Genomic DNA, 22731 nt, shown 5'->3' with positions numbered 1-22731 from the left:
ACCTCGGCCTGGCTCGCCCCCGCCGCGAACCGGCTGGCCGCGGCCAACCGGACCCGTTCACGTTCCACCTGATCGGCGGGCGTCAACCCGCCACCCGTCGCGTACCTCATACAACCGGTCTACCCGCCCCAAACCCGCTGGTAGACAGCTACAGAAAACCGCCCTGACCCCGAAATTTAAAGCTCAGTATCGCCGGCCGGGCACGCCGAAGCCGACGGTGCCCGCCGGCTTCGCGGCAGGAGTAGGCGAGCGCGGTCAGCGGTCGCCGAACAGCGCCAGATAGCGTTCCGCCGCGTTCGGGTTCAGTACCGGCCTGTACAGCGAGGACTCCACGTTCCCCTCCTCGGCGTTGTTGAAGTACGCCTCGTAGGCCAGGGCGTCGGCGTTCGCGGTGAAGGTCTCGTACATCTTCTGGATGTAGTAGGGGTTGTCGCCACCGCCGCCGGTCGTGCGCACCAGACCCCACTCCGGAACGGCGAACTTCTTGCCGTGGGCGCGGGCGAAGGCGATCACCGTGCACAGACCGGACCGCAGATGACATTGCCGGTCCCAGATCGTCTTACTGACGGACGCGGGGTAGGAGTCGTAGGAGTCGATGCTGACCACGTCGACGTAGTCGTCACCGGGATAGGCATCCCAGATGTCCTGACCGCTTACCGGCAGGTGATCCCGGTGCGCGGTCATGTTCCAGTCGATCCGCACGTGCGGCGCGGTCGACCGGATCGCCAGGACCGTGCGGCGGTAGCAGGTCTTCCAGGTCTCGACGTCGCGTGGATACCACCAGAACCAGTCACCGTTGAACTCCCAGCCGAGCCGGACGAAGGCGTCGCCGCGGCCGAACGTCGTCAGCGTGGTGCCGAACTGCCGCCAGTAGTTGTCGTAGGCGCCAGTCGCGCAGGTGGCCTCGTCGCCGTCTTTGGGAAACATCGGCTGGGCGACCGACAGGCCGCCGGGGAACTTGTCCCGGGTGAAGGCCTGCGTCGGCCAGCCGGCCGAGACCAGGTTGGTCCAGTCCTGCCGATCCGTGAAGACGACGGCCAGGTCCACCTTGCGGCCGGTGAAGACCGACCAGAGGTTGACGTCCGCAGGGTAGTTGCCGTTGGCGCCGGAGACCCAGCGCACGCCGCCGGGCTGGGGCGGCTTGGGTTTGTTCGAGCAGGAGCTGAGCCCGCCGGCGACCAGGCCGATGACCAGCAGGAGGAGCAGCGGCAGCGGGAGCGGATGGGCGGCACGTCTGTTCCTCGTCCGGGCGGCGCGGACGGTGCGGCGGCCGGCAGACCCCCACCCTCGCGGTGCCGGTCGCGGTCTCACGCGACGGAGGGTCTGTGCATGGTGGAGGGTCCGTGCATGGTGGAGGATCGCTGCGTACCCGAAGCCGTGGCAATGGCGCCGAGCAGCGGCGTCTCCACCGGGCCGGGCCGCCGAGCCTGTAGCCAGGCCTGCACGGCCTCGGCCTCGACCGCCCAGTCGTGACCGGGAACGAGCGCCTCACCCAGCTCCATGTGCGTGGCCATGGAGGGCTCCGGCACCAGCATCGTGCGGCGCAGCCGTTCGGGCCGCGCCAAGGCGACGGCGTTGAGTGTCGTGCGCAGCCCGCTCAGCACCACCCGACGAGCGATCCGCGCGGCGGGGGGTGGCGGGGCGAACGCAGGCGGTTCCCCGCTCAGCTCGGCCAGCCGGAAGGGCTGGAAACCCTGCAGAGTGAGACAGGTCGCGCGGTCGAAGGCGCCGCCGACGAACGGGATCGAGCGCAGCAGCAGTTCGTCCTCGAGCAGGGTGCCGACCCGCAGACCGAACGTGCTGGTCGTGGTGGCGGCCCTGGCCCAGGTCACGCCGTCGACCACCGGCGCGTGGGAGTGGCTGCCGCCGTCCCGGTGGATCATTGGCCGGCGGCGGGTGGTGGTTGAGGAGAATCGCAGCGTGCTGTAAAGGGTGAAGTAATCGACCGCGGGGAGCGCGGTCGCTGCCGCGACGAGACTGGAAAGCGATTTTTCCGTGTACAAATAGTCATCTTCGGCGAGCCAGACCAGATCGTCCGGCGACCAGCGCCGGACCCGCGGCATCCGCAGCACGTACCGGTAGGACGCGCGATTGCTGCCGCACTGCACCGACTGCACCTCGCCGGCGGACGTCATCACGGCAAGACGCTCCGCCGGCATAGGGCCGTCATTGACGAAGACGATCCGTACCGGGATGTCGACGTTCTCGACGGCCCGGAGGAGAGAGGCCAACGCAAGCATCTTGCTGTAGAAGGTCGGTCGGTTCTTCGTGTTCTCCGAACCGACCGACCGATAAAGAATACGCAGAATCATCGCAACCCCCCTACCGGCCCTGGCCCGGCAGCGCTCATCGTGGTGGCCTCGACGCCTCGGACACCGCCTCGACGCGGTCGGCCGAACATATTGCACACAGCTCGTACGTTACTGTGAAACATCATTATCATTGATCATTGCCGGTCCCGGTCGGGTGCTCCGGAACTCGGCCCTGTACGGCCGGTCCGGCCGGCTCGCCGGAAAGGGCGATCGCCGTGTCCCGTTCCACCTCCCGTGCGGCCCGGCGGACGAGGATGAACCAGATGGGGACGGTCACCCAGAAGGCAAGTATGTAACCGCAGACCGCGCCGGTGCCGCCGCCGATCTCCAGACCGACGATCGGATAGACGACAAGCTGGGGGGCGAGCACCGCATTCGCGCGGAAGGTGAGCTTGGCCTTGCCGAGCGCGTAGAGCATGCAGGCCGGCCCGACCGTCGCCGCGGGGCCCGCCTGCTGCACGATGGACAGCGCCAGCAGGTCGTGGGTCTGCTCCCAGGTCTGGCCGAGCAGCGAGTGCCCGATGCTCGTCGGCAGGACGAGAAAGATCGTCCCCCAGGCGGCGCCGGCCGCGACGATCACCGCGGACAGGGCGTAGGCGGCGCGGACCCGGGCTGCGGCCGAGAGGTCCTTGCGGCGGGAGAACTCGGGGATGGCCCAGCTCACGATCCCGACCGCGAGAATGGTCGTCGGTCCGAGCAGAGTCTGCACCCCGCGCAGCGCGCCGACCAGGTCGATCGCGCCCAGCGTACCGAGCAGCAGAGTGGATGCCTGCTGGGCGCCTTGGACGGTGAGGTACTCGGCGCTCATGTACCCGTTGACATCGCGGTGTTCGACGACCCACTGGCGCACGAGGCTCGGCGCCGGCTTGAAGCCGGCCTGCGTGACGCCCAGCATGGCGGCGACCGCGGCGGCGCCACCCCAGGCCAGCAGCATCGCCCACGAGGTGGAGACGTCGCGGACGATCAGCGCGTAGATGGCGGCGAACTGGACGATCGCCCAGATCCCGTCGTTGGCGGCGGCGGCGGCCGGGCGACCCTCGGCGAAGAAGACCTGCCGCCAGGCGTCCTGGAGCAGCAGCGTGGGAAAGACCAGTCCCATCGCGACCAGCGAGGCGCCGACCGAGCCGCCCATCGCCGCACCGACGGCAAGCGTCACGACCCCGCAGACCAGCCCGATCACGAGGGCGGTGCCGGTCCCCGCCGCGCCGGCCACCCGAAACACCCGCGGCGGCACGTCGGAGAACTTCATCCCCAGCGGAGCGGTGCCGACAGCCTTCGAGAACCCGATCATCAATGAGAAGATCGCGAAGGCGACGGCGAAGGCCCCGAACTCGGACTTGCTGACGCTGTGGGCGATGACGAAGGACATCACGGCGTTCGTCCCGCTGGAGAGCACCTGGTCGACGAGTGTCCAGATGGCCCGCGAGCGGCTGGAACCCCGGGTCGGTCGCTCGTCATGGTGGCGACCACCGGCCGGACCGCCGTCGTCCAGGATGGTCAGCCCGTAGTCGACCGGTTCCCCACAATCCGGGACTGCCGGTGCCTCGCGCCCCCGGTGGATCTCGCCGCGGCCGATCGGCGGGATGAGCCATTCGCCGGTCGCGGGACCCCACAGGGGGAGTAGCCCCTCGGGGGTCGGCCCGTCCAGTGCCGTCCCGAAGGCTTCCACGGCCGGGATCCGGCGGCCGCGCAGGCCGCGGATGACCTGGGTCCGCTCCCGGTCGAACTGTTCCGGTCGCGGCGACAGGGCGGCGGTGACCTCCGGCACGGGTTCCGTCCGGGGGCGTGGTGACTCGTGCTGCTGGGCCGTGGCCGGCGCGGATGTGTCCGGGCCGGTCACCGGAGCCCACCCGGCCCTCCGCCGGGTGGTACTCGGACGGTGGAGGGATCGCGGAGAGTCCTGATGATCGTCTTTTGCCGGGGGTCGGTGGCCGAACTCATTGATCCACCGCCGTCCGTCCTCTCCGTGCCGCATCGGTCCGACCCCGGCTCCCCGTGCCGGCCGGGCGAGCGACGCCGCCGCTTCCGCGGCGGACGACGATCGAGCCCACCGCGTCGCTTCTGACCAGGGCGCCAGTCGGCCAGGGTGCTAGCAGGATGGTAGCCCGATGGGATCGGAACGCTCGGCTAGGGCCGCTCGGGTGGATCTGGTCCGAGCGGACCCGACAACGGTGGTTGGCCAGAGCGGATCGCGGGGGCATGAAACGGGCGATGAGATCGCGATTCTCCGGCATGTGCCTGCCCCGTAGACGGTTCGCTCGCCTACGTCCGCAATCTTCCGCATCCAGGCTGATGGTCCGTAAGTTTAGCAGTCGGGCCTCGGCCCGATCCCCTTGTTACGTCGGTCACCCCCGGCAGGGCGGTACTCGGTGGCGGATCCAGTGAGGTGGGGTGCGCCATCCGATCCGCTTCCGGGACACCGGCTGCCGGCCGGATCAGGGCATCCCTGATGCCGGTGGCCGCGCTCGCGGAGGCCTGGACAAGGCAGGAGCGGGGCGTGGGCCGCATCATCAATTACCTGGAATAGCCCGCCTTGAATGGCCCGTCGCCCGTCTCATCGGTGGCGAGCAGGTCCTGCAGCTCGGTGACGACCTGCTGGAGCTGGTCGGCGAACGCGTACATCCCGTCCGCGACCGCACGCGGCGTGCTCAGGTAGAGGTTGAACCGGTCCGGCAGCAGCACGTAGGCGATGCCGATGCACTGGCTGCTGGTAGACCCGAAGCCGAAGAACTCGACGTTGGTGGACGGCGCGGAGCTGGTGCTCAGGTAGTCGTCGCGCGCCTTGAGCCAGCCCGGGGCCTCGTAGAGCGCGATCGGCTCGGTCACCCCCAGCCGCTCGCCTTGGCTGCGGGCGATGAACTGCAGCTCCCACAGGTGCTGCTCGGGGGCCCGCCCGGCCTGGCAGTCCTTCGCGCGCCGCACGTGCGCGTCGGCGGCGGCGCGGAACGCGGTCCGGCGGGTGGCGGTGTCGGTGTCCGGGTCGTTGAGTACGGTCACGAACCGCTGGATCTCCGGGGTGACGACCCGCATCGCTTCCGTGCGGCCGCGCCGCCAGTGCCGGGTGGCGATCGATTCGTAGGTGGCGCCGATGTGCCCCTTGGCCCGGCTGTGCGCCAGCTGGTAGGCGAGCTGCACGAATGCGTCCGGTGACGTCTTCAGTGCCTTGGCCCGGTTTTGCCCGAAGTCGGTGAAGGACAACACCGTTGAGGCGGTCGCCGCGGCGAACTCCGCGAACGACGCGCCGGCGGCGGCCACATCCGCCCGCAGGCTGGCGTCGAGGACGAACTCGACGGGCTCGATGACGGGTAGCCCCTGGGGCCGGGCGCCAGAGCTCGCCGAGTGCTCCGCGGGCGAGGTACCCAGCAGGTCGTCGACGAAGCTGAGGATCGTCGTCCCGTCCAGCCCGCAGTGCTCGACGTTGATGCCCGCCCGGCCGTCGGCGAAAACGATCAGTGACACCGCCTTGTCGAACCACCGGTTGGCGCTGTCGCCGTGGAGCAGGTGGTCACACGCGGCCAGGTTGTCCTTGGGGGTGAAGTCTTCCAGGCACAGGGCGAACAGCGCGGTCTCGATCGTGTCGAGCGCGGCCGCGTTGGCGGGGTCCAGAGCGAGCAGCGTCTGGCGGCTCGCGGCCCAGTCAGCCCGGGCCTTGGTGGTGAGCTGGCCGACGGCGGCGTCCGCCGGAATCCGCGACGCGGCGGCCTTCACCACGGCGCGCAGGCCCGCCGCGAGGTCGTCCAGGGTGTACGGGTGACCGTCCGGCCCGACGACGTCCAGCCGGACGATGTTTCCCCGGTGGAAGACGACGATGTGGCGGGCCTGGGACGGCCCGGGCCACTGCTCGCTGTACGGGGTGCGCACGGTGTCCTGGACCGTTCCCGGGATCCGGGTCGTGGAGAACAGGAACGTGTTCTGCGCCATCGACAGCGTCTGGCCGCGCTGGACGATCGGCTCGACCCGCTCGTCGTCGAGGCGCAGCTTGTAGTCGACGGCTGCCGCCACGAGCCCGGCGGCCCGCTCCACCTGCGGCTGCTCGGCGGACAGACCCTCGGCGTCCTTGAACAGGAAGATGTAGTTCGCGTTGAGCGCGATGCGGTCGCGCCGGCCGAGGTAGCGGGAGTCCCAGAAGCCGTCCAGCCAGCTGTGTACGCCCTCGGTGGCGTCGTAGCGCTCCAGCGCCGCGTGCAGGGTGGGGCCGGGGCCGCCCGGTGCCTGGAAGGCCGCGACGGCTGCCTCGGTCGTCGCCTGCTCGGCCGGGGTCAGCAGCGGCGCGGACCAGGCAAGGAAACGTTCGCAGCTCTCCGCCAGCGTGGGCAATGGCACCCGGGGCAGCAGATCGTCGTTCGCGAAGGTTCCGGTGGATCGCTGGGAGCTACTGATCGCATTCATGCTGGGCCTCGGGTTGTCTCGGGGAACTCGTCTCGGGGACACGGTCATGGTGAACGCCACAGGCTGCGTTGGGTCCATGGTCGCCGAGATTCCACGGGTGGCGGGCGTTCCATCGGACATTCGGCTCGTACGGTTCATCCGACTCGCATGATGGCCGGGGCGCCCTCGACCTACCGGCCGCGCGGGGGACGCCGCCGGCACCGGTCGCCCGTCAGCCTGGCGGAACCGGCCGGGTGGATGTCGCCGCCGGTCGCCGGCCGGAGGCGGGATGAGCGGTCGAGGGACTGGTCACCCCGCGCGGCCGAGAGATGTGCAGCTGGGCGTACAGCCAGCCCTCGGCCTCCAGCCCCCGTGGATCGACGCCGACGGTGGACAGCGTGTCGAGCACGAGCGACTGCTCCTCGGCGGAGGCGAAGCGCCGCTGCCGGAAAACGCCGTTGACGTGCACGGTCTCATACCCGAGCCCCGCGAGCGTCGCCTCGACCGGTTCGAACGGGAACATCCGCAGCACGAAGTGGGCCATCCACGGCCTGCGCTCACCGGCCGCGCGGGCCACCCGGGCGATGGTCCGCTCGGTGACGTACCCGAGGCAGCCCGTCGAGACGACGATGTCCGTTCCGACGAGCCGCTCCCGTTCGGCGTCGGTCGGGTCCCGGTCCTCCAGGTTGGCGTGCACGGCGTCATCGAGGAACCCAGCCGCGGACGCATAGGAGATGGCCGGCCCCGAGCTGTCCAGACCGAGGAACCGGCTCGTCTCCAGCCCGTCGCGGGACCGGACGAGTTCGCGGTCACGGGCGAGCAGCACGTCCCGGGTCGGCCGGGTTCCGGGCGGTGCGTAGCGCTCGTGCAGGTCGTCAAACGTCACGTCACAGCGGAGCAGCGCGGCGTTGATCCCGTAGGAGCAGCCCACGTCCAAGACCGTCGGCGGTCGTCCCCGGACCATCCGGAATTCCCGGATGAGCTGGCTGAAGTACGGTTTGGCGAGCTGCGGGATACGATAGTCGAGTTTCCGCAGGGTACTGAAGTAGGCGTGCGGGTCGGGCTGCGTGTAGATGTGGTCGAGCGAGATCTTCCCGCTGTCGTCGAACCGCCTCGTCCCGGTGGGGTACGCGGCCTCGGAGGAATTCGTGGTTCCGTCGGAGTCGGTGGTCTCGGCAGAATATCTGCTGTCGTCGGAATACACGCGTCTGGCGCTCCTTGTGACGGGCGGTCGGGGCAGACAGGCCGGTGCTGAAGCAGCTCGCCGACCGAGTTCTGGTCCAGCTAGTCCAGCAGCTGGTCGACGCGGACCGCGCTCTTCTCCGCCGCCAGGTGCCGCGGAAGGACCCGGCCGAAGAGCTGCTTCGTGCGCGCGACGCTGCCGACGACCCCGGGGTGCCCGGTGTAGGCGAAGATTGCGGAATGCCGGGCCGTGTCGCCCTCGACCGGGCTCACCCGGTGCATCGAATAGCGGCCCAGGAAAAGCTGGAGATCACCCGGTCGGAGGGCGAGACGCCGGACCAGATGGCCGCCCTCGCCCGCCAGCACGGCCCGCACGTCGGCGAAGTTCTCCGCCTGCGCGGACCTGATGTTCGGGCAGTACTCGAAGTCGCCCCCGGCCCGCGGCGCCTGCGTGAGCAGGCTCACCGCGAATTCGTTCGTGTCGAAGTGCCAGGGGTGCTCCAGCCCGGGGGCGATGATGTTGAGGCACAGCCCGGCCAGCGGGTCGGCGAGTTCGTGGACTCTCGGCAGGTCGAAGCAGCCGGCGATGAAATGCTGGAAGAGCTCGCTGGTGTAGAGGCGGTGGACGGCGAATTCGGTGGGAATCTGGTCGCGGGCGACGAAGGCATTCCCCCGCCGCATCGTGAACCGGCCCGGATGATCGGCCGGCAACGACGGGTCGACCGCGATGTTGTAGGCGTTGACCGTCTCGACCTCGTCATACGCGAGCGGAGCGACGGTGGCGCACTCCTGTGCGACCGCGGTGAATGCGGAGGGCCGGACGAATTCCGGGAGGACACAGCATCCGCGAGTGCGCAGTTCCTCCCGGGCCCACGAGACGACGTCCCGCCAGGCGTGGCTCGAAGGTTCGGTGAGAGGGTAACGAACGGTATTGATCAGCTCGCTGATGGACCAGGTTTCCGTCGCAACCATGTGACTCCTCTCCGCCGCTACGCGGCGGCCCCGGGTCGCCGATGGGAACCGTCCACGACCTCGATGCGATTTGTCACATGGTCGCCCGATGGTCATGATGGCGAAAGTCAGTGTGAGATGTCACACGCCTGTGCTCGCGCGGGACGCGAATCCCGCCCGCCTGCCGCCATTCCAGCAACCCGGCCACGACCTGTCGCGGAGCCACCATCTTCGGGGCGTCCCGCGTCCTCGTCCTGAGCGGCTGTACGTGGGTGCCCGCGGGCCCGGCGGGCGACCGGCCCCGGCCACCGTCGATGCGAACTGGCCGTACCGGCCCCTGTCTGGCCCGGCCGGAAGGTGCCCGGCGCAGGACGCCAACCGTCGGGATCTCAGCCTTCTCGTGTTCACCGGAGATGCGTCCGGCGGGTCCGGTGCAGCGACGTCCGGTAGAGCCATATCTGGTATCGCCATGTCCGGTGCAGCGACGTCCGGTACCGCCACATTCGGTACCGCCACGTCCCGTACCGGCGTGCCCGGGAGCGATCCCGGCCCGACCCCGCCGCAACGGCCGATGCCCGAAGGCTGATCCGATGCCTGGAGCCGGCCGTTCCGGGGAGGGAGTCGGTCATCGTACGAGGTTTCAGGAGCTTACGAGCTTCAGCGCCTGGCGGATCTCGCCGAGACGGTTCCATTGTTCGTTGCTGAGAATCGAGACGGCGGCGTGGAACACGCCGTCCTGTTCCTTCGCGATGTGCCTGCGCAGCAGGCTCATCGCCTCGATGACCCGTGTCGGCCAAGCGGGATCGACCCGGGCGGTGCCGTCGGTCGCCCCGGCGAGCACAGCCTCGATCCGGCGGTGCTCGCTCTGCAGGATCGCGATCTGTTCGGGGAACTCGAGTGCCATCGCGGGGAACAGACCCTTCTCCTCCACCACCGTATGCGGCTGGAGAACCGCCGACATCTGCTCACAGAGTGTCACCATTGCCCCGACATCACCCTGTCGATATGCCTCGTGCGTGTCGGCGATGAGATCGGTGACCTGGTCATGTTCCCCGATCAGGGTCGCGATCGCCGGCAGTGACTGACAGTTGCAGTATTCACGCATAGTACCCACCTTGGGTAGAAGAAGATCAGCGACGACCCCGCGTCCCGCGTGCCCCACCGGCAGCGTCGCCATCCCATCCCCACTCGCACGGCGGCGCTCGTGTCGCGCCGCTCATGGTCATCATCGAATGGCCAGGGCGGTTCCCACACGGCCGATAGTCCTGTCCGGTGCCCTACCAATGGCGGCAGGGCAGCGGTCCGCGAGTCGCCCTTCCCCACGGCCGATCGGAACGAACGGGCAGCATCCGCGCGGTGCCGGCGACAGCGAGCAGCAGCCCCACGACGGCGACGGAGATGGTGTCGGCGGCTGCGACGACCGGTCAGTCCTGACTGTTAGTCCTGACTCTGGTTCAGTCCTGACTGGCGAGATAGCCGATGACCATCGCACCCCACCATCCGGCCTGGGAGAGCAGGTTACTGATTATCGATCGGGCCAGGAGCGCCCGGGACGGAACGGTGGCGGACTGCTCCAGCCGGTGCTGGATCGCCCAGATGTGCAGGCCGTTGAGGGCGATGAGGAGCACCAGTCCGATCTTCACCTGGGTCAGTCGCCTGGACAGGTCCGGATGCAGCAGGATGCCGCTGAGCACGAGCCCCGCCAGACCAGCCCAGATCATCACGTGCAGGCCGCTGGCCACCCGGATGACGTCCGGGAAGCTGCGCCGACCGAACAGCCATGACAGGGCGAAGAAGTCGATGGCGAGGACCGCGCCGAACCCGCCCACGAGCGCGGCGAGATGCACGAACAGGGCGGCGGTGTGCAGGGTCGGGTCGGCGGTGAGGTGGGCGGCGGTCCAGACGGCGGCCGCCCACCCGACGACGAGCGCTGTTCCGGTGGCGAGGAAAACGGCCCATCGTGGCAGAACCCCGCTGGCAGGCGGGGAGGGCTGGGCGATGACCAGGACCGGGACAGGCCGCGGGTCCGCGGGCAGGGAAACGAGCCGCTCGGGGACCTTATCTCCGTGATCACGCATGACTAGTGCCTGAGCGTGACGTTGGTGAAGGTGGCAGTCGTGCCGCTGGCCAACGCCGGCGTGTGGCCTTCCTCGCCGTGCCGGAAGAAGGTCGGTACCCCGATTGTTGCGCGCAACGTGTAGCTGCCGTCCCGCGGGATCGAGAAGTTGTTCGCGTAGTGGAAGAATTCGGCGTAGTAGAAGTTGAGTGTCTTCTCCTCCGCAACCGTGCCCTTGCCGTCGATGACCGCGAGCGTGATTGGTACGTTCGGCACGATCCGGCCCGTGGCCGCCTCCACGGGGATGATCTCAATGTGGTGCGTCTCGCCGGCGGCGGGCTTGCGGAGTATCTGCTGCCCGCCTTTGCCCTCGTACCAGGGTTCCGCGGCCTCGACGATGTAGCCGATTTTCCACGGTCCGCTCTGGACCTCGCCTCCTTCGGACCGGATCTCCTTGGCGAGCGTCGTGTACTGCTTGAACACGCCCTCCGGTACCGCGACGGAGAAGGTGGTCGAGCTGCTTACCGGGTGTCCCGGGGAAGCCGTCGTGGCGTCGGTCGTCGAATCGTCGGAGCAGGCGGTGAGACCGAGCAGCAGGGAGACGGCCAGTACGGGCAAGGCTGTTCGCTGGGGCATACGTCCTCCTCGGGGAAGCCTGATATTAGGTTAGGCTAACCTAAGTTGATCAGGTTCCGTCAAGGGAATCACCCTTCCGGTCTATGTAAGCTACTCTCGGTAAGCATTAGCGCCGGGAGGCCTCGGCCTCCCGGCGCACCACGTGCCCTGACCCGCCGATCGTTGGAAAGGTGGGCGCGGCCACGCCGCCGAACTCAGCAGATGCGGGGGAGCTGCTCGCCGAGCGGCCGGTCGACGATGCGGGTTCCCCCGAACGCGGTGCGCCCGACAACCACGCCCGGATGCTCCGCGGTGACCGTGCCGATGACGGCCGCGTCACGCCCCGCCGGATGCGCCCGCATCGCCGCGAGCGCCGCGTCGGCGTCGGCGTCGGCGACGAACGCGACCAGCTTGCCCTCGTTCGCCACGTGCAGCGGGTCGAGGCCGAGGAACCCGCAGGCCGCCTCGACCGCGGGCGGCACCGGCACGGCGCGCTCGGCGAACTCGATGCCCGTCCCGGACGCGGCGGCGATCTCGCACAGCGCGGTCGCGAGGCCACCTCGGGTCGGGTCGCGCAGCGCGTGGACCCCCGGGGCGGCCGCCAGCACCGCCGCGACCAGCCCGTGCAGCGCCGTCGTGTCGGAGCGGACCTCGCCGCCGAACTCCAGCCCGTCGCGCACGCTCAGCACGGCGACACCGTGCTCGCCGACGGGACCGGAGACGATGACCCGGTCGCCGGGTCTCGCCCGTTCGGGGCGGATGTCCACCTCGGCCGGGACGAGCCCGATGCCGCTGGTGTTCACGTACAGACCGTCGGCCAGCCCGCGCTCGACGACCTTGGTGTCCCCGGTCGCCAGCCGCACCCCCGCCGCGGCGGCGGCCCGGCCCATCGCCTGCGCCACCCGGCCCAGGACCGCGAGCTCCAGGCCCTCCTCGAGGATGAACCCGGCCGAGAGCGCCACCGGCACCGCGCCGGCACAGGCCAGGTCGTTGATGGTGCCGTGGACCGCGAGCTCGCCGATGGAGCCACCGGGGAAGAACAGCGGGCGCACCACGTACGAGTCGGTGGAGAACGCGAGCCGGGCGCCCGCGACATCCAGGACCGCCGAGTCCGCCGGTGCCCGCGCCGTGTCGGTGGTCCCGAACGCGGGCAGGAACAGATGCTCGATCAGCTCGCTCGACAGTACGCCGCCGCCGCCGTGCCCCAGTACCACCTGGTGATGGTCACGCAGCGGAAGTGGGCAGGTCCAACCGGTCGGGTCGACGGGGTCAGCCACGGCTGCCCGCCGGAGTCAGTCGCCGGAACTGGAAGTAGGCGGCGCATGCCCCCTCCGCCGAGACCATCGTCGCGCCGAGCGGGGTGCGTGGCGTGCAGGAGGTTCCGAACGCCGGGCACTGCGGCGGTTTGACCAGGCCCTGCAACACCTCGCCGCTGCGGCATTCGGCCGGTTCGGCCACCGTGAGGCCCTCGACGTCGAAGCGGACCTCGGCGTCGAAGTCCCGGTACGCCGCGGACAGCCGCCAACCCGAGTCCGGGATTGTCCCGATTCCCCGCCAGGCCCGGTCACACACCGTGAAAACCTCGGCGAGGATTTCCCGGGCCGCCGGGTTGCCCGCCGGCCGCACCGCCCGCGGGTAGGCGTTCGCGAGTTCTGCCCGCCCCGCCTCGAGCTGCTCGACGGCGTGGCGCACCCCGTCGAGCAGGTCGAGCGGCTCGAAACCGGTGACGACGATCGGTACCCGGTAGGTCGCCACCAATGGCTCGTACTGGAAGGTGCCCATCACCGTGCACACGTGGCCGGCTGCCAGGAACGCCGCCACCCGGTTCGCCGGCGAGGAGAGGACCGCGGTCATCGCCGGCGGCACCAGCACGTGGCTGACAAGTACGGAGAAGTTGTCGATTCCACGGCGCCGGGCCGTCACCACGGCCATCGCGTTGGCTGGGGCGGTGGTCTCGAAGCCCACTCCGAAGAACACGACCTGGCGGTCCGGGTTCTCCTCGGCGAGGCGGACCGCGTCGAGCGGCGAGTAGACCACCCGGACGTCCCCGCCACGCGCCCGGACCATGAACAGGTCCATGCCGCTGCCGGGGACCCGCAGCATGTCCCCGAACGAGCAGAAGATCACCTCGGGGCGGGCGGCGATCGCCAGCGCCCGGTCGATCGTCTCCAGCGGCGTGACGCACACTGGGCAGCCGGGGCCGTGGATGAACTCGACCTGGTCCGTGAGGAGCTGATCGATTCCGTTGCGGATGATCGAGTGGGTCTGGCCGCCGCAGACCTCCATGATCGCCCAGCGCCGGGTCGCGGTGGCGATGATCGCATCCAGCAGCCGGCGGGCCAACGCCGGGTCGCGGAACTCCGCCAGGTACCTCACCGGCCCGGCCCGGTCATGCCCGGTTCCGCCGCGCGCGATCCCAGCTCCTCCTCGAGCAGCCCCAGGTCCCGGAACATCGCGAGGGTCTCCCGCGCCGCGGCCTCGTCCAGCCTGATCAGCCCGAAGCCGGCATGGATGATCGTGTACTGCCCGACGGTCGCGTCGGGCAGGTAGGCGAGGCACACCGTCTTGGTGACGCCGCCGAAATCGACGATCGCCATCCGCGTACCACGGTCGTCCCAGATCTCGATGATCCGGCCCGGTATCCCCAGACACATGCCTCAGGCTTCCTTCCCGCCGAAGGTCGGCTCCGTCGGGCGGCTCAGCGCCGCGACCGCCGCCTGGCCCAGCGCCAGCCCACCGTCGCCCGGCGGCACCACCCGATGGACGAGTACGTCGAACCCGGCAGTGGCGAGCCGGGCGCGGCAGGCCCGCGTCAGCACTACGTTGGCGAACACCCCGCCGGTCAGACCGACCAGGCGGACTCCGTACCGCCGCCGCGCGAGCCCCGCGACCTCGGCCACCGCGTCCGCGACCGCCAGATGGAACGCGCCGGCCAGCACCGGCACCGCCACTCCCGCCCGCAGACCGGCGACGATCCCCGCGAGCACCCCCACCGGGTCGAGGACGCCGTTCGCCAGGCCGAAGGAGAGCCGGCAGGCACCGGCGCCGCCGAGTCCGGCGCCGCCGAGTCCGGCGCCGCCGAACTCCGCCGCGGCGAGCGCCTCCAGCTCGACGGCGGCCTGCGCCTCGTAGGTGATCCGGTGACGCACCCCGAGCAGTGACGCCACCGCGTCGAACAGGCGGCCCATGCTCGTGCAGGGCACGCAGGCCACGCCCCGGTCCAGCGCGGTGCGCAGGGTGCGCAACTCCGCCACGGAGCAGGCCCGCACCGGCGCCAGGTCCGCGGTCCAGTCCAGGTCGGCGGCGGCCAGATGGGCGAGCGCGACCCGGTACGGATTGCGGACGGCGGCGTCGCCCCCGGGCAGGCCGATCGGACGCAGGTGCGCGACCCGCTCGGCGCGGGCGACGTCCGGGCCTACCAGCAGCACCTCGCCGCCCCAGATCGTGCCGTCGAGCCCGTAGCCGGTGCCGTCGAACGCGACCCCGAGGATGGTGTCGCCGAGCCTGCCGTGCTCGGCGAGTAGGGCGGCCACATGGGCATGGTGGTGCTGGACCAGGTGCGGCAATCGGCCGGCGGACCGTGACCCGTGGGTGGAGGTCTGGTTCGCCCCCGCCGCCGGGTCCCCGGCTGCCGCCTGTTCGGTCCCCGTAGCCGCCGCGCGTTCGGCCCAGGCCCGGGTGACGTATCCCGGATGGAGGTCGGCGGCGAGCGTCTCCGGCGCGACGCCGTACAGATCGGTCAGGTGCGCGGCGGAGCGCTCGAAGGCCCTGAGCGCCGCCAGGCTGCCCATGTCACCCAGATGCTGGGACACGAACGCGCGACGGTCCGTGGTGAGGCAGAACGTGCTCTTGCCCTCGCCGCCTACGGCGAGCACCGACCGGACGGGGCGGCTGAGGTCCACCGGCAGCGGAACGTATCCGCGGGAGCGCCGCACCGGCAGCACCTGCCCGTCGTCTCCGTCGTCCCCGTAGCCGCAGCGCACCACCGAGTCGTCACACGGCAGGAGGATCGGTCGGTCGTGCCGGAGGAACGCATCAGCGAGGCCGGCGAGCCGGTCCCGCGCGTCGTCGTCGGCGAAGCAGATGGGCTCGCCCGAACGGTTGCCACTGGTCATCACCAGCATCCGCGGCGGTCGCGGGCCGCCACCCGGGACCGGCGCGAACAGCAGGTGGTGCACGGGTGTGTACGGCAGCAGCAGCCCCACCAGCGGAGTGCCGGGGGCGACCAGCCGCGACATCCCCGATATCCCTGACATCCCCGCCGCGGGCGAGCGGCGGACGAGCACGATCGGAGCGGCCGGCGATGCCAGCAGCGCCGCCTCCGCCGACGACAGGTCGGCCACCAGGGCGGCCGTCGCCAGGTCGCGCACCATCACCGCGAACGGCTTGTCGGGCCGGTCCTTGCGGGCGCGCAGGCGCGCCAGGGCCGTGTCGCCGGCCGTGTCGCCCGGGTCGTTCTCGGCCGAGCAGGCCAGGTGGTAGCCGCCGACGCCCTTGACCGCGACCACCGCGCCGTCCGCCAGTGCCCGCTGGGCCGCCGCCAGCGCGGCGTCCGTGCCGTGGACCTCCGGTCCGGTGCCGTCCGCGGGGCTGAACCACAGCTTCGGTCCGCAGGACGGGCAGGCGACGGGTTCGGCGTGGAAACGGCGGTCCGCCGGGTCGGCGTACTCCGCCGCGCACCGCGCGCACATCGGGAAGCGGGCCATCGTCGTGGCCGCGCGGTCATACGGCAGCGCGCTGATGATCGTGTACCGCGGGCCGCAGTTGGTGCAGGTGATGAACGGGTGGCGGTGGCGCCGGTCGGTCGGGTCGAACATCTCGCGCAGGCAGTCGGCGCACACCGCGGTGTCCGCGGGTACCAGGGTGCGATCGCCGGGAACGGTCGCGCCGGCCACGATCCGGAACCCGGCGTCGCCGGCGGTCGACCGGGTCACGCTCGTCACCGTGACGCGCTCGATGCGCGCGAGCGGTGGCGCCTGCGGTTCGAGTCGGCGCAGGAACTCGGCCACGGCCACCTCGTCGCCTTCGACCTCGGCGAACACCGAGGTCGAGTCGTTGCCGACGAATCCCGCGAGCCCGAGGGTGCCCGCGAGCCGGTGGACGTAGGGCCGGAAACCGACGCCCTGGACGACGCCCTCCACCACGACCCGGCGCCGGACCCGGCGCCCGGTCCGCCCGGTCCGCCCGGTCCGCCCTCCGGTCATACCCGCCGCCAGATCATGACCCGGTTGTTGCCCGAGTCCGCCACCGCGAGCCGGTCGCCGCGCACCGAGAGGCCGTACGGCCAGCAGAAGGTGTCGGCCTCGACGCGGGTCCACCGGTTCTCCCCGGTCTCGGCGAACGACGGCTGGCCGAGCACACCGGTCGCGGGCGTGGAACTGCGCCGCGGCAGCTCCTCCCACAGCAGGACGCGGTTGTTGGCGGTGTCCGCGACGGCCAGCAGGTGCCCGTCGCTGTCGACGGCGTAGGGGAAGCGCAGGACGTCGGCCCGGCCGGGCGCGTAGGGGAACTCCCCGGAGCATGCGAGATCGGGCTGGCCGAGCACCAGATCGGCGTCGCCGTCGGCGTCGGGATGGGGGGCCCAGCCGAGCAGCCGGTGGTTGCCGGCGTCCGCGACCAGCAGCCGGTCGGCGGTGCCGGCGAGGTCGTGCGGCCACCGGAAGCTCGCCGGACCGGCCGCGCCGCCACGGTTCTCGTCCCGGCGGGTGGGATCGGGCTGCCCCAGCACCAGGTCGGGTAGCCGGCCGGGCGAGGACGGCAGGCCATTCGACCAGCCCAGGATCCGCCGGTTACCGGTGTCGGCGACGTAGAAGCGCCCACCCACCACGGCCACCCCGAAGGGCCAGTAGAAGGTGTCTGGTCCGCACGGGCCGCCCCGGTTCTCGCGGACGGCGTCGGCGTCCGGCTGCCCGAGCACGAGGTCGGGGGCGGTGTCGGTGACCGTCGGGACCTCGTTCCAGACCAGCACCCGGTGGTGCCAGGCATCGGCGACCACGAGCCGGCCATCCGTGACGAGCACGCCGGTCGGCAGGTGCAGGCCGCGTTCGGGCCCGCGCCCCGCGGCCGCCGGCCCTTCGCTCGTCGCGTCGGCCTGGCCGAGCACGACGTCGGCGGGGGCGCCGTCGACGGCCGGCAGACCATGCCAGATCAGCACCCGGTGGTTACCCGAGTCCGCCACCACGAGCAGGTCGTCGCCGAGCCACACCCCGCGCGGCGCGTACAGCCGGGACGCCGACGGCCGCGCCGACGGCAGGGCCAGCCCGCCGGGCGCCGGGGCGCCGATCCACACCGCCGGTTCCCAGCTCCCCGCCCATCCGCCCCGTCCCGCCTGGCCGCCCCGTCCCGCCTGGCCGCCCCGTCCCGCCTGGCCGTCCTGCCCCACCCATCTGGTCGGAGTGCTCGGAGTGGCGTCACCGAGTGTTCCGCTGCCGGGCGTCACGTCGGCTTCGCGGTGAGTCGGCGGGCGATCTCGTCGAGCACCCCGCGCACGGCCAGGACGGCGTCGGGGTCCCCGACCTCCTCGAAGATCGCCCGTGCCTCGTGCAGCACCGCCTGCGCCGGGTTGAAGAGGCCGAGGTGGGCCAGGGCGTTGCCCTGGTTCGCCCGAGCCCGGGCGTAGCCGAGGGGGTCGGCGTCGCGGTCGCGGGCGGCGATGACCTCCTGGTAGCGCGCGACCGCCTCCCGCAGGTTGTCCTCCCGGTGTGCGGACGGCGCGTAGACCAAGGCGTTGGCCAGGTTGAGCTGGGTGCTGGCCCACCGCTCGGGATGAGTCTCGCGGGTGTAGACGGACAGAGCGGTCCGCAGGCCCTGCACAGCCACGCCGACCCGCAGCTGGTCGGACGCCTGCGCCATCGGCATGGTCAGATACGCCGTGGCGAGGTTGACCTGTGCCGCCGCGAACAGCTCCGGGGCGGTGTCGATGCGGACCAGGCGCAGCGCCGAGAGGTAGTGCTCCACCGCGACCTTCAGGCCCGCCGGATCGTCCCCGGCCAGCTCCTGGTAGGCCGAACCGAGGCTCAGGTGCAACTCGGCCCGGCCGACCGTGAGGTCGGTGGCGGCCAGCGCGGCGAGCGCCGCCGTCAGCTCTGCGATGACGGCCGGGCTCGGTCCCTCGACTCCGCGACGCAGGTCCGCCGCGGTGGACCTGAGCTGGGCGGCGAGACCGGGGGAGGGTTCCCGCGCCGCGGCGATGGCCCGCTCCAGCAGCCCCGCTGCCTCGCCCGTCCGGCCGGCGGCCATGGCGTGGGCGGCGTGTGCGGACCACACCATCGCCGCGATCTCGTCGGTCTCCCCGCCGGGCGGCGGAGGTTCGTCCAGCTCGCCCAGGGCGAACCGGACTACGTCCACCAGGATCCCCAGCTCGTCGCCGAGCGCCCGGCGCAGTGCCACCGGGTCTTCGGGGTCCGCGCCCGCTGGTCGCAGCACGAAGCGGTTGTAGCGGTCGACCGGGTCGTCGCCGCGCAGCTGCCCGAGGGCCGCGACGACCTCCCCGCGGTAGGCGAGCTCCAGCGCGGCCAGCTCCGCCGGCCAGGCCACCGGCACCTTCCCGGCCGCCAGTGTCCGGCGCAGGTCGGCCGTGGCCTCGCCGCCCGGCACGAGCAGGAAGCCGGCCGGCAGCGGAAAGACCCCGACGGGCTGCGGGCGCGCGCAGGTCACGCCCGTGCTGATGACGTCGTCCTCACCCATGCGCGTCCTCACCCATGCGTCTGGTCATCTGGACCTGTGCGTCCGGTCATCCATGCGTCCGGTCATCCGTCCGTTCCGCCGGTCCCGGGGGCGAGACCAGAGAGGATCATGTCCCGGACCTGTTCCATCGCCCGGCGCACCGCGGGACTGAGATCGGCGCCGGGCTCCACGCCGCCCGCCTCGATGAGGTAGACGACGACGTCGTCCGGGTAGCCGTCGCCGAGCAGCCAGCGCCCGAACGCCAGCGCCTGGTCCCAGCGGAAGGCGTGCGGGTGCGGCGCGTCCAGGGGCAGGTTCTCCAGCTGTGCGCCCGGGACCTCGAACACGGTCCCGGGCTCGGCCCCGGTGCGGCTGGCGTCGACGACCACGACCCGGCGTGCGCCGCGCATCGCGAACGCCGTGTCCATCCCGGCGGTCCCCCCGTCAACCAGGCGCACCCCGGCCGGGACGCCCGTCTCGGCGAGCCGGCGGACCAGGATCGGCCCGACCCCGTCGTCACCGCGCAGCAGGTTGCCGCAGCCGATCACGGCCACCTCGCACCCTGGTGGTTCGAAACCGGGCGGATCGACCTGCACCCGCGGCCCGACCGGGGGCCGCGAGGCGGCACCCGCCTCGCGATCCCCGGTCATAGGTCGGTCCCGGTCATAGGTTGTCGTTGATGACGAACCTGCTGAGCTCCCGGCCGGTCCTGCCGTCGTAGGCGTGGACCGTGCAGACCAGGCACGAGTCGAAGCTGCGGGCCACGTGGCCGAGCTCGATCGGGTTCTCCGGATCCACGATGGGCGTGCCGACGAGGGCCTGCTCGATGGGACCGGGCGCCTCGGAGCCGTCGCGGGGGCCGATGTTCCAGGCGGTCGGGGTGACCACCTGGTAGTTCGCGATCTTGCCGTCCTCGATGACGATCCAGTCCGAGAGCGAGCCGCGGGCCGCCTCCGTGGAACCGAAGCCGCGCCCTTCGGTGTACTCCACCGGCTTGAGGTGAAACGGCTCGCGTAGGTCCAGCTGGTCGAGCCAGGCCCGCGTCCACTGGTAGTACCTGGCGGCCTCGTGCATCCGGGCCAGCAGGCGGACCATCACCGACGGGCCGATGGCCGCCAGGATGTCCCCGAACAACGGGTCGTCGTCCTGGTGGGCACCCGCGCCGGGAGCCGCGGCTGCGACGCGGCGGGCGAGTGGCCCGGCCTCCAACGGCAGGTATCCGTGGTTCGGCACCTCGTACCGGGGTGACTTCGCCCAGCTGTACTTGCCCTGCTCCCGGCCGCGCGCCGGATCGATGGGCCGGGTCTCGCCGTCGAACGGGTGGCGCGCCTCGGTTCCCTCGTAGAACGAGTGGGTGACGTCCTCCCGCACCCGGGCCTGGTCGAACTCGAAGTACCCGCCGCCCGCGTACACCCCGGACCGGCCGATGAGTGCCGCGTTGCGGCCGGAGATGGTCGGCCGGGTGTAGAGGTCGGGGGCGAAGTACGTCCCGGTCGCCAGGTAGTTGCCGACTCCCTGGCCGTAGCGATCCAGGCCGATGTCTAGGCAGTACCGGAGGAAGAAGCCGCAGTCGCTGTCGTGCTGGGCGGGGTTCTCGTCCACCCAGGCGAGCACGTCCTGCCAGGTACGGTTGGCCAGCCAGCGCTCCACCGAGCAGCCGAGCCACTGCTTCTCCAGCCAGTTGACCTTCCAGTGCTCCAGGATGGCGATGGAGCGGGTCACGTCCGACAGCGTCGGCGCGCACATCACCCCGCCGGGCACCATGAAGCTGGAGTGCGGCCACTGCCCGCCGAAGATGGCGTAGACCTCCACCGGCTTGGCCGACAGCACCACCGCCGGGCCGTAGCTGCTGCCGGTGTAGGGCGCGAACCGCCGTACCGCCTCCTCATACAGCGGCGAGGAGGCGTATTTCCGGTTCGTGAGGTCGATGGCGAACAGCGCGTAGAAGCAGCGCGGGATGCTCTGCAACGTCTCGCACGCCTGCGCGATGTTGCGGACCAGCGTCGCGTTGGGCGGCATCTCGGTGCGCCACGCGACGTCCAGCGCGTACGCCGACTTGTACAGGTGGCTGCCCCCGCAGATCCCGCAGATCCGCGGGGTCACGATCAGGCCCGCCTGCGGGTCCTTGCCGCGCAGGATGATCTCAAAACCCCGGAACATCGCCGCCTCGGTCCACGCCGAGGTGACCACCCCGTCGTCGATCGTGACCCGGACGTCGAGGTCGCCCTCGACGCGCCCCAACGGGCTGACGTTGAGATCGACGGTGGCCATTGGAATCCTCTCTTCTCCCCGTCCGTTCCTCGCGGTCTCCGGTCGGAGCACGCGCGGCTACCGGCTACCGGCCGGCTAGACGACGAACATGTCCTCCTTCGACCACTGCGGGGCGACTATCCGGGCAGCTGCCGCGTGTGCCAGGTAGCCGAGGTGGCCGCTGCCCGCCGGCACCTCCCGCGGAATGAGCCCGCCGACCTTCCGGGTCCTGAAGATCGTGCCGGGGGCGAGGTCGAAGAATGGGAACTCCGGCTCCGTGCACCCGATGCACGGCATGCCGGCGCGGGTCTTCGACGACTGGCGGTTCCACAGGATCCGGTTGCACGGGGAGTGGGTCATCGGGCCGCGGCAGCCGAACTCGTAGAACAGGCAGCCCTTGCGGGTCCCGTCCCCGAAAGCCAGGGTCGACTGCTTGTATTCGAAGTACTCCGCCCTGGTGCAGCCGGTCTGGGTGAATGTCGTGAAGAACGTCCGTGGCCGGTGCAGCTCGTCGAGCGCGATGTCGGCGGCCCGGCCGGTGGCCAGCGCCACGATGATCTGCGTGATCCAGTCCGGGTGGGCCGGGCAGCCCGGAATGTTGACGACGGGCAGCCCGGAGCGCGATCGGAAGTCCGGGCCGAGGAAACCGCCGCGTTCACGCTTGTGGAACTGCAGCCCGGTGGAGTCCGTCGGGTTCGGCGCCGTCGCGGGGATCCCGCCCCAGCACGCGCAGTCCCCGATCGCCACCACCACCTGGGCCCGGGCGGCCAGCTCGCGCACCCAGTCCTGCATGGGCCGCTCGGCGAAGACGTCGAAGCCGCCGGTTCCGTTCGGGCCGCGGATCACCGAACCCTCGAAGACGAAGATGTCGACCGGCCGCTCACCCCGCGCGCAGTCGGTGAACAGCTCCCGGGCCTGGGCGCCGTTCTCCAGCCCCAACGACGGGTGCCAGAGCAGTTCCAGCCCGAAGTCGGTGATCAGGTCGACGACGTTGGGCTCGTCGGCGTTCAGGAAGGACATCGTGTTGCCGCTGCACGCCCCGCCCTGGAACCACAGCACGGATGACATCAGTACTCCCTTCGTCGGACGGGCCGTGGTCGGCACCGCGGTCCGCCGCACCGCCCACCTCCACGAGCGGACCGAGCCCTCCGTCGAGGTGATCAGAAGCCGCTGGGCCGGGTGATCGTCGGGTGGCCCGTCGCCTCACGGAGACTTCCGGCAGAGCAGACGCTATGTCCCCCAGCGCCGGACGCCTATCGACAGTGCGCGGAGGCTGCCACCAACGCGCAGTCACCAACGCGCAGTGCGGTTTGGTGAAGCGCACACGACCGG

18 protein-coding genes are annotated in these 22731 nt (G+C 71.1%); all 18 read right to left on the bottom strand.

Annotated elements, in window-relative coordinates; translation table 11 throughout:
- Window positions 1-255: 255 nt before the first annotated feature.
- On the bottom strand, window positions 256-1311 hold the full coding sequence (locus tag BMG523DRAFT_RS16485) for a glycoside hydrolase family 26 protein (protein ID WP_011435510.1): 1056 nt from the start codon (window positions 1309-1311) through the stop codon (window positions 256-258).
- On the bottom strand, window positions 1308-2312 hold the full coding sequence (locus BMG523DRAFT_RS16480) for a hypothetical protein (protein ID WP_011435511.1): 1005 nt from the start codon (window positions 2310-2312) through the stop codon (window positions 1308-1310). Before BMG523DRAFT_RS16480 ends, BMG523DRAFT_RS16485 begins: the two co-directional genes overlap by 4 nt.
- 127 nt (window positions 2313-2439) lie before the next feature.
- Window positions 2440-4080 (bottom strand): hypothetical protein, encoded by a 1641-nt coding sequence (locus BMG523DRAFT_RS16475; RefSeq protein WP_023841591.1) that lies wholly within the window; start codon window positions 4078-4080, stop codon window positions 2440-2442.
- A 746-nt stretch (window positions 4081-4826) separates the two neighbouring features.
- On the bottom strand, window positions 4827-6701 hold the full coding sequence (locus tag BMG523DRAFT_RS16470; RefSeq protein ID WP_043591524.1) for a choline/carnitine O-acyltransferase: 1875 nt from the start codon (window positions 6699-6701) through the stop codon (window positions 4827-4829).
- A 211-nt stretch (window positions 6702-6912) separates the two neighbouring features.
- Window positions 6913-7770: a methyltransferase type 12 gene (locus tag BMG523DRAFT_RS16465; protein ID WP_108913794.1), complete on the bottom strand. Its 858-nt coding sequence runs from the start codon at window positions 7768-7770 to the stop codon at window positions 6913-6915.
- 194 nt (window positions 7771-7964) lie between these two features.
- A complete protein-coding gene (locus BMG523DRAFT_RS16460; RefSeq protein ID WP_011435515.1) occupies window positions 7965-8834 on the bottom strand; it encodes a hypothetical protein in 870 nt (289 codons plus the stop codon).
- Window positions 8835-9453: 619 nt separating this feature from the next.
- A complete protein-coding gene (locus BMG523DRAFT_RS16455) occupies window positions 9454-9990 on the bottom strand; it encodes a hemerythrin domain-containing protein (protein WP_235463195.1) in 537 nt (178 codons plus the stop codon).
- A gap of 277 nt (window positions 9991-10267) precedes the next feature.
- Complete coding sequence (locus tag BMG523DRAFT_RS16450; protein WP_043591523.1) at window positions 10268-10891, bottom strand: hypothetical protein; 624 nt, start codon at window positions 10889-10891, stop codon at window positions 10268-10270.
- Window positions 10892-10893: 2 nt separating this feature from the next.
- The gene (locus tag BMG523DRAFT_RS16445; protein WP_043591521.1) at window positions 10894-11505 is read right to left on the bottom strand and encodes a hypothetical protein; all 612 of its coding nucleotides are present in this window, start codon (window positions 11503-11505) and stop codon (window positions 10894-10896) included.
- 194 nt (window positions 11506-11699) lie between these two features.
- Complete coding sequence (gene hypE, locus BMG523DRAFT_RS16440; protein ID WP_011435519.1) at window positions 11700-12761, bottom strand: hydrogenase expression/formation protein HypE; 1062 nt, start codon at window positions 12759-12761, stop codon at window positions 11700-11702.
- The gene (gene hypD / locus BMG523DRAFT_RS16435) at window positions 12754-13860 is read right to left on the bottom strand and encodes a hydrogenase formation protein HypD (protein ID WP_011435520.1); all 1107 of its coding nucleotides are present in this window, start codon (window positions 13858-13860) and stop codon (window positions 12754-12756) included. The genes hypE and hypD overlap by 8 nt, the downstream gene beginning before the upstream one ends.
- Window positions 13857-14138 (bottom strand): HypC/HybG/HupF family hydrogenase formation chaperone, encoded by a 282-nt coding sequence (locus BMG523DRAFT_RS16430; protein WP_011435521.1) that lies wholly within the window; start codon window positions 14136-14138, stop codon window positions 13857-13859. Before BMG523DRAFT_RS16430 ends, hypD begins: the two co-directional genes overlap by 4 nt.
- Window positions 14139-14141: 3 nt before the next feature.
- Window positions 14142-16688 carry a carbamoyltransferase HypF gene (hypF, locus tag BMG523DRAFT_RS16425; RefSeq protein ID WP_043591519.1) on the bottom strand — a complete coding sequence of 849 codons (2547 nt, stop codon included), beginning with the start codon at window positions 16686-16688 and terminating at the stop codon, window positions 14142-14144.
- Window positions 16685-17773 carry an NHL repeat-containing protein gene (locus tag BMG523DRAFT_RS16420; RefSeq protein ID WP_035733752.1) on the bottom strand — a complete coding sequence of 363 codons (1089 nt, stop codon included), beginning with the start codon at window positions 17771-17773 and terminating at the stop codon, window positions 16685-16687. Before BMG523DRAFT_RS16420 ends, hypF begins: the two co-directional genes overlap by 4 nt.
- Before the next feature lie 146 nt (window positions 17774-17919).
- Window positions 17920-19170, bottom strand: coding sequence for a hypothetical protein (locus tag BMG523DRAFT_RS16415; protein ID WP_043591518.1), 1251 nt, complete (start codon window positions 19168-19170; stop codon window positions 17920-17922).
- Between the two features lie 62 nt (window positions 19171-19232).
- Window positions 19233-19799, bottom strand: a complete 567-nt coding sequence (locus tag BMG523DRAFT_RS16410) for a hydrogenase maturation protease (protein WP_051623901.1) — start codon at window positions 19797-19799, stop codon at window positions 19233-19235.
- Between the two features lie 13 nt (window positions 19800-19812).
- Complete coding sequence (locus tag BMG523DRAFT_RS16405) at window positions 19813-21420, bottom strand: nickel-dependent hydrogenase large subunit (RefSeq protein WP_011435526.1); 1608 nt, start codon at window positions 21418-21420, stop codon at window positions 19813-19815.
- Window positions 21421-21495: 75 nt separating this feature from the next.
- On the bottom strand, window positions 21496-22467 hold the full coding sequence (locus BMG523DRAFT_RS16400) for a hydrogenase (RefSeq protein WP_011435527.1): 972 nt from the start codon (window positions 22465-22467) through the stop codon (window positions 21496-21498).
- Window positions 22468-22731: the final 264 nt, after the last annotated feature.

This window comes from Frankia sp. BMG5.23, assembly GCF_000685765.2.
GTDB classification, from domain to species: domain Bacteria; phylum Actinomycetota; class Actinomycetes; order Frankiales; family Frankiaceae; genus Frankia; species Frankia casuarinae.
Note: the sequence above shows the minus strand (reverse complement) of the source record. Positions and strands in the feature narration are given on the sequence as shown.

What these genes read in the sequence shown, in the direction of transcription:
- hypF (WP_043591519.1), bottom strand. Translation starts at nt 16,688, where the DNA reads ATGACCGGAGGGCGGACCGGGCGGACCGGGCGGACCGGGCGCCGGGTC.
- BMG523DRAFT_RS16480 (WP_011435511.1), bottom strand. Translation starts at nt 2,312, where the DNA reads ATGATTCTGCGTATTCTTTATCGGTCGGTCGGTTCGGAGAACACGAAG.
- BMG523DRAFT_RS16460 (WP_011435515.1), bottom strand. Translation starts at nt 8,834, where the DNA reads ATGGTTGCGACGGAAACCTGGTCCATCAGCGAGCTGATCAATACCGTT.
- BMG523DRAFT_RS16445 (WP_043591521.1), bottom strand. Translation starts at nt 11,505, where the DNA reads ATGCCCCAGCGAACAGCCTTGCCCGTACTGGCCGTCTCCCTGCTGCTC.
- BMG523DRAFT_RS16455 (WP_235463195.1), bottom strand. Translation starts at nt 9,990, where the DNA reads ATGGCGACGCTGCCGGTGGGGCACGCGGGACGCGGGGTCGTCGCTGAT.
- BMG523DRAFT_RS16415 (WP_043591518.1), bottom strand. Translation starts at nt 19,170, where the DNA reads ATGGGTGAGGACGACGTCATCAGCACGGGCGTGACCTGCGCGCGCCCG.
- BMG523DRAFT_RS16450 (WP_043591523.1), bottom strand. Translation starts at nt 10,891, where the DNA reads ATGCGTGATCACGGAGATAAGGTCCCCGAGCGGCTCGTTTCCCTGCCC.
- BMG523DRAFT_RS16410 (WP_051623901.1), bottom strand. Translation starts at nt 19,799, where the DNA reads ATGACCGGGGATCGCGAGGCGGGTGCCGCCTCGCGGCCCCCGGTCGGG.
- BMG523DRAFT_RS16405 (WP_011435526.1), bottom strand. Translation starts at nt 21,420, where the DNA reads ATGGCCACCGTCGATCTCAACGTCAGCCCGTTGGGGCGCGTCGAGGGC.
- BMG523DRAFT_RS16470 (WP_043591524.1), bottom strand. Translation starts at nt 6,701, where the DNA reads ATGAATGCGATCAGTAGCTCCCAGCGATCCACCGGAACCTTCGCGAAC.
- BMG523DRAFT_RS16400 (WP_011435527.1), bottom strand. Translation starts at nt 22,467, where the DNA reads ATGTCATCCGTGCTGTGGTTCCAGGGCGGGGCGTGCAGCGGCAACACG.
- BMG523DRAFT_RS16430 (WP_011435521.1), bottom strand. Translation starts at nt 14,138, where the DNA reads ATGTGTCTGGGGATACCGGGCCGGATCATCGAGATCTGGGACGACCGT.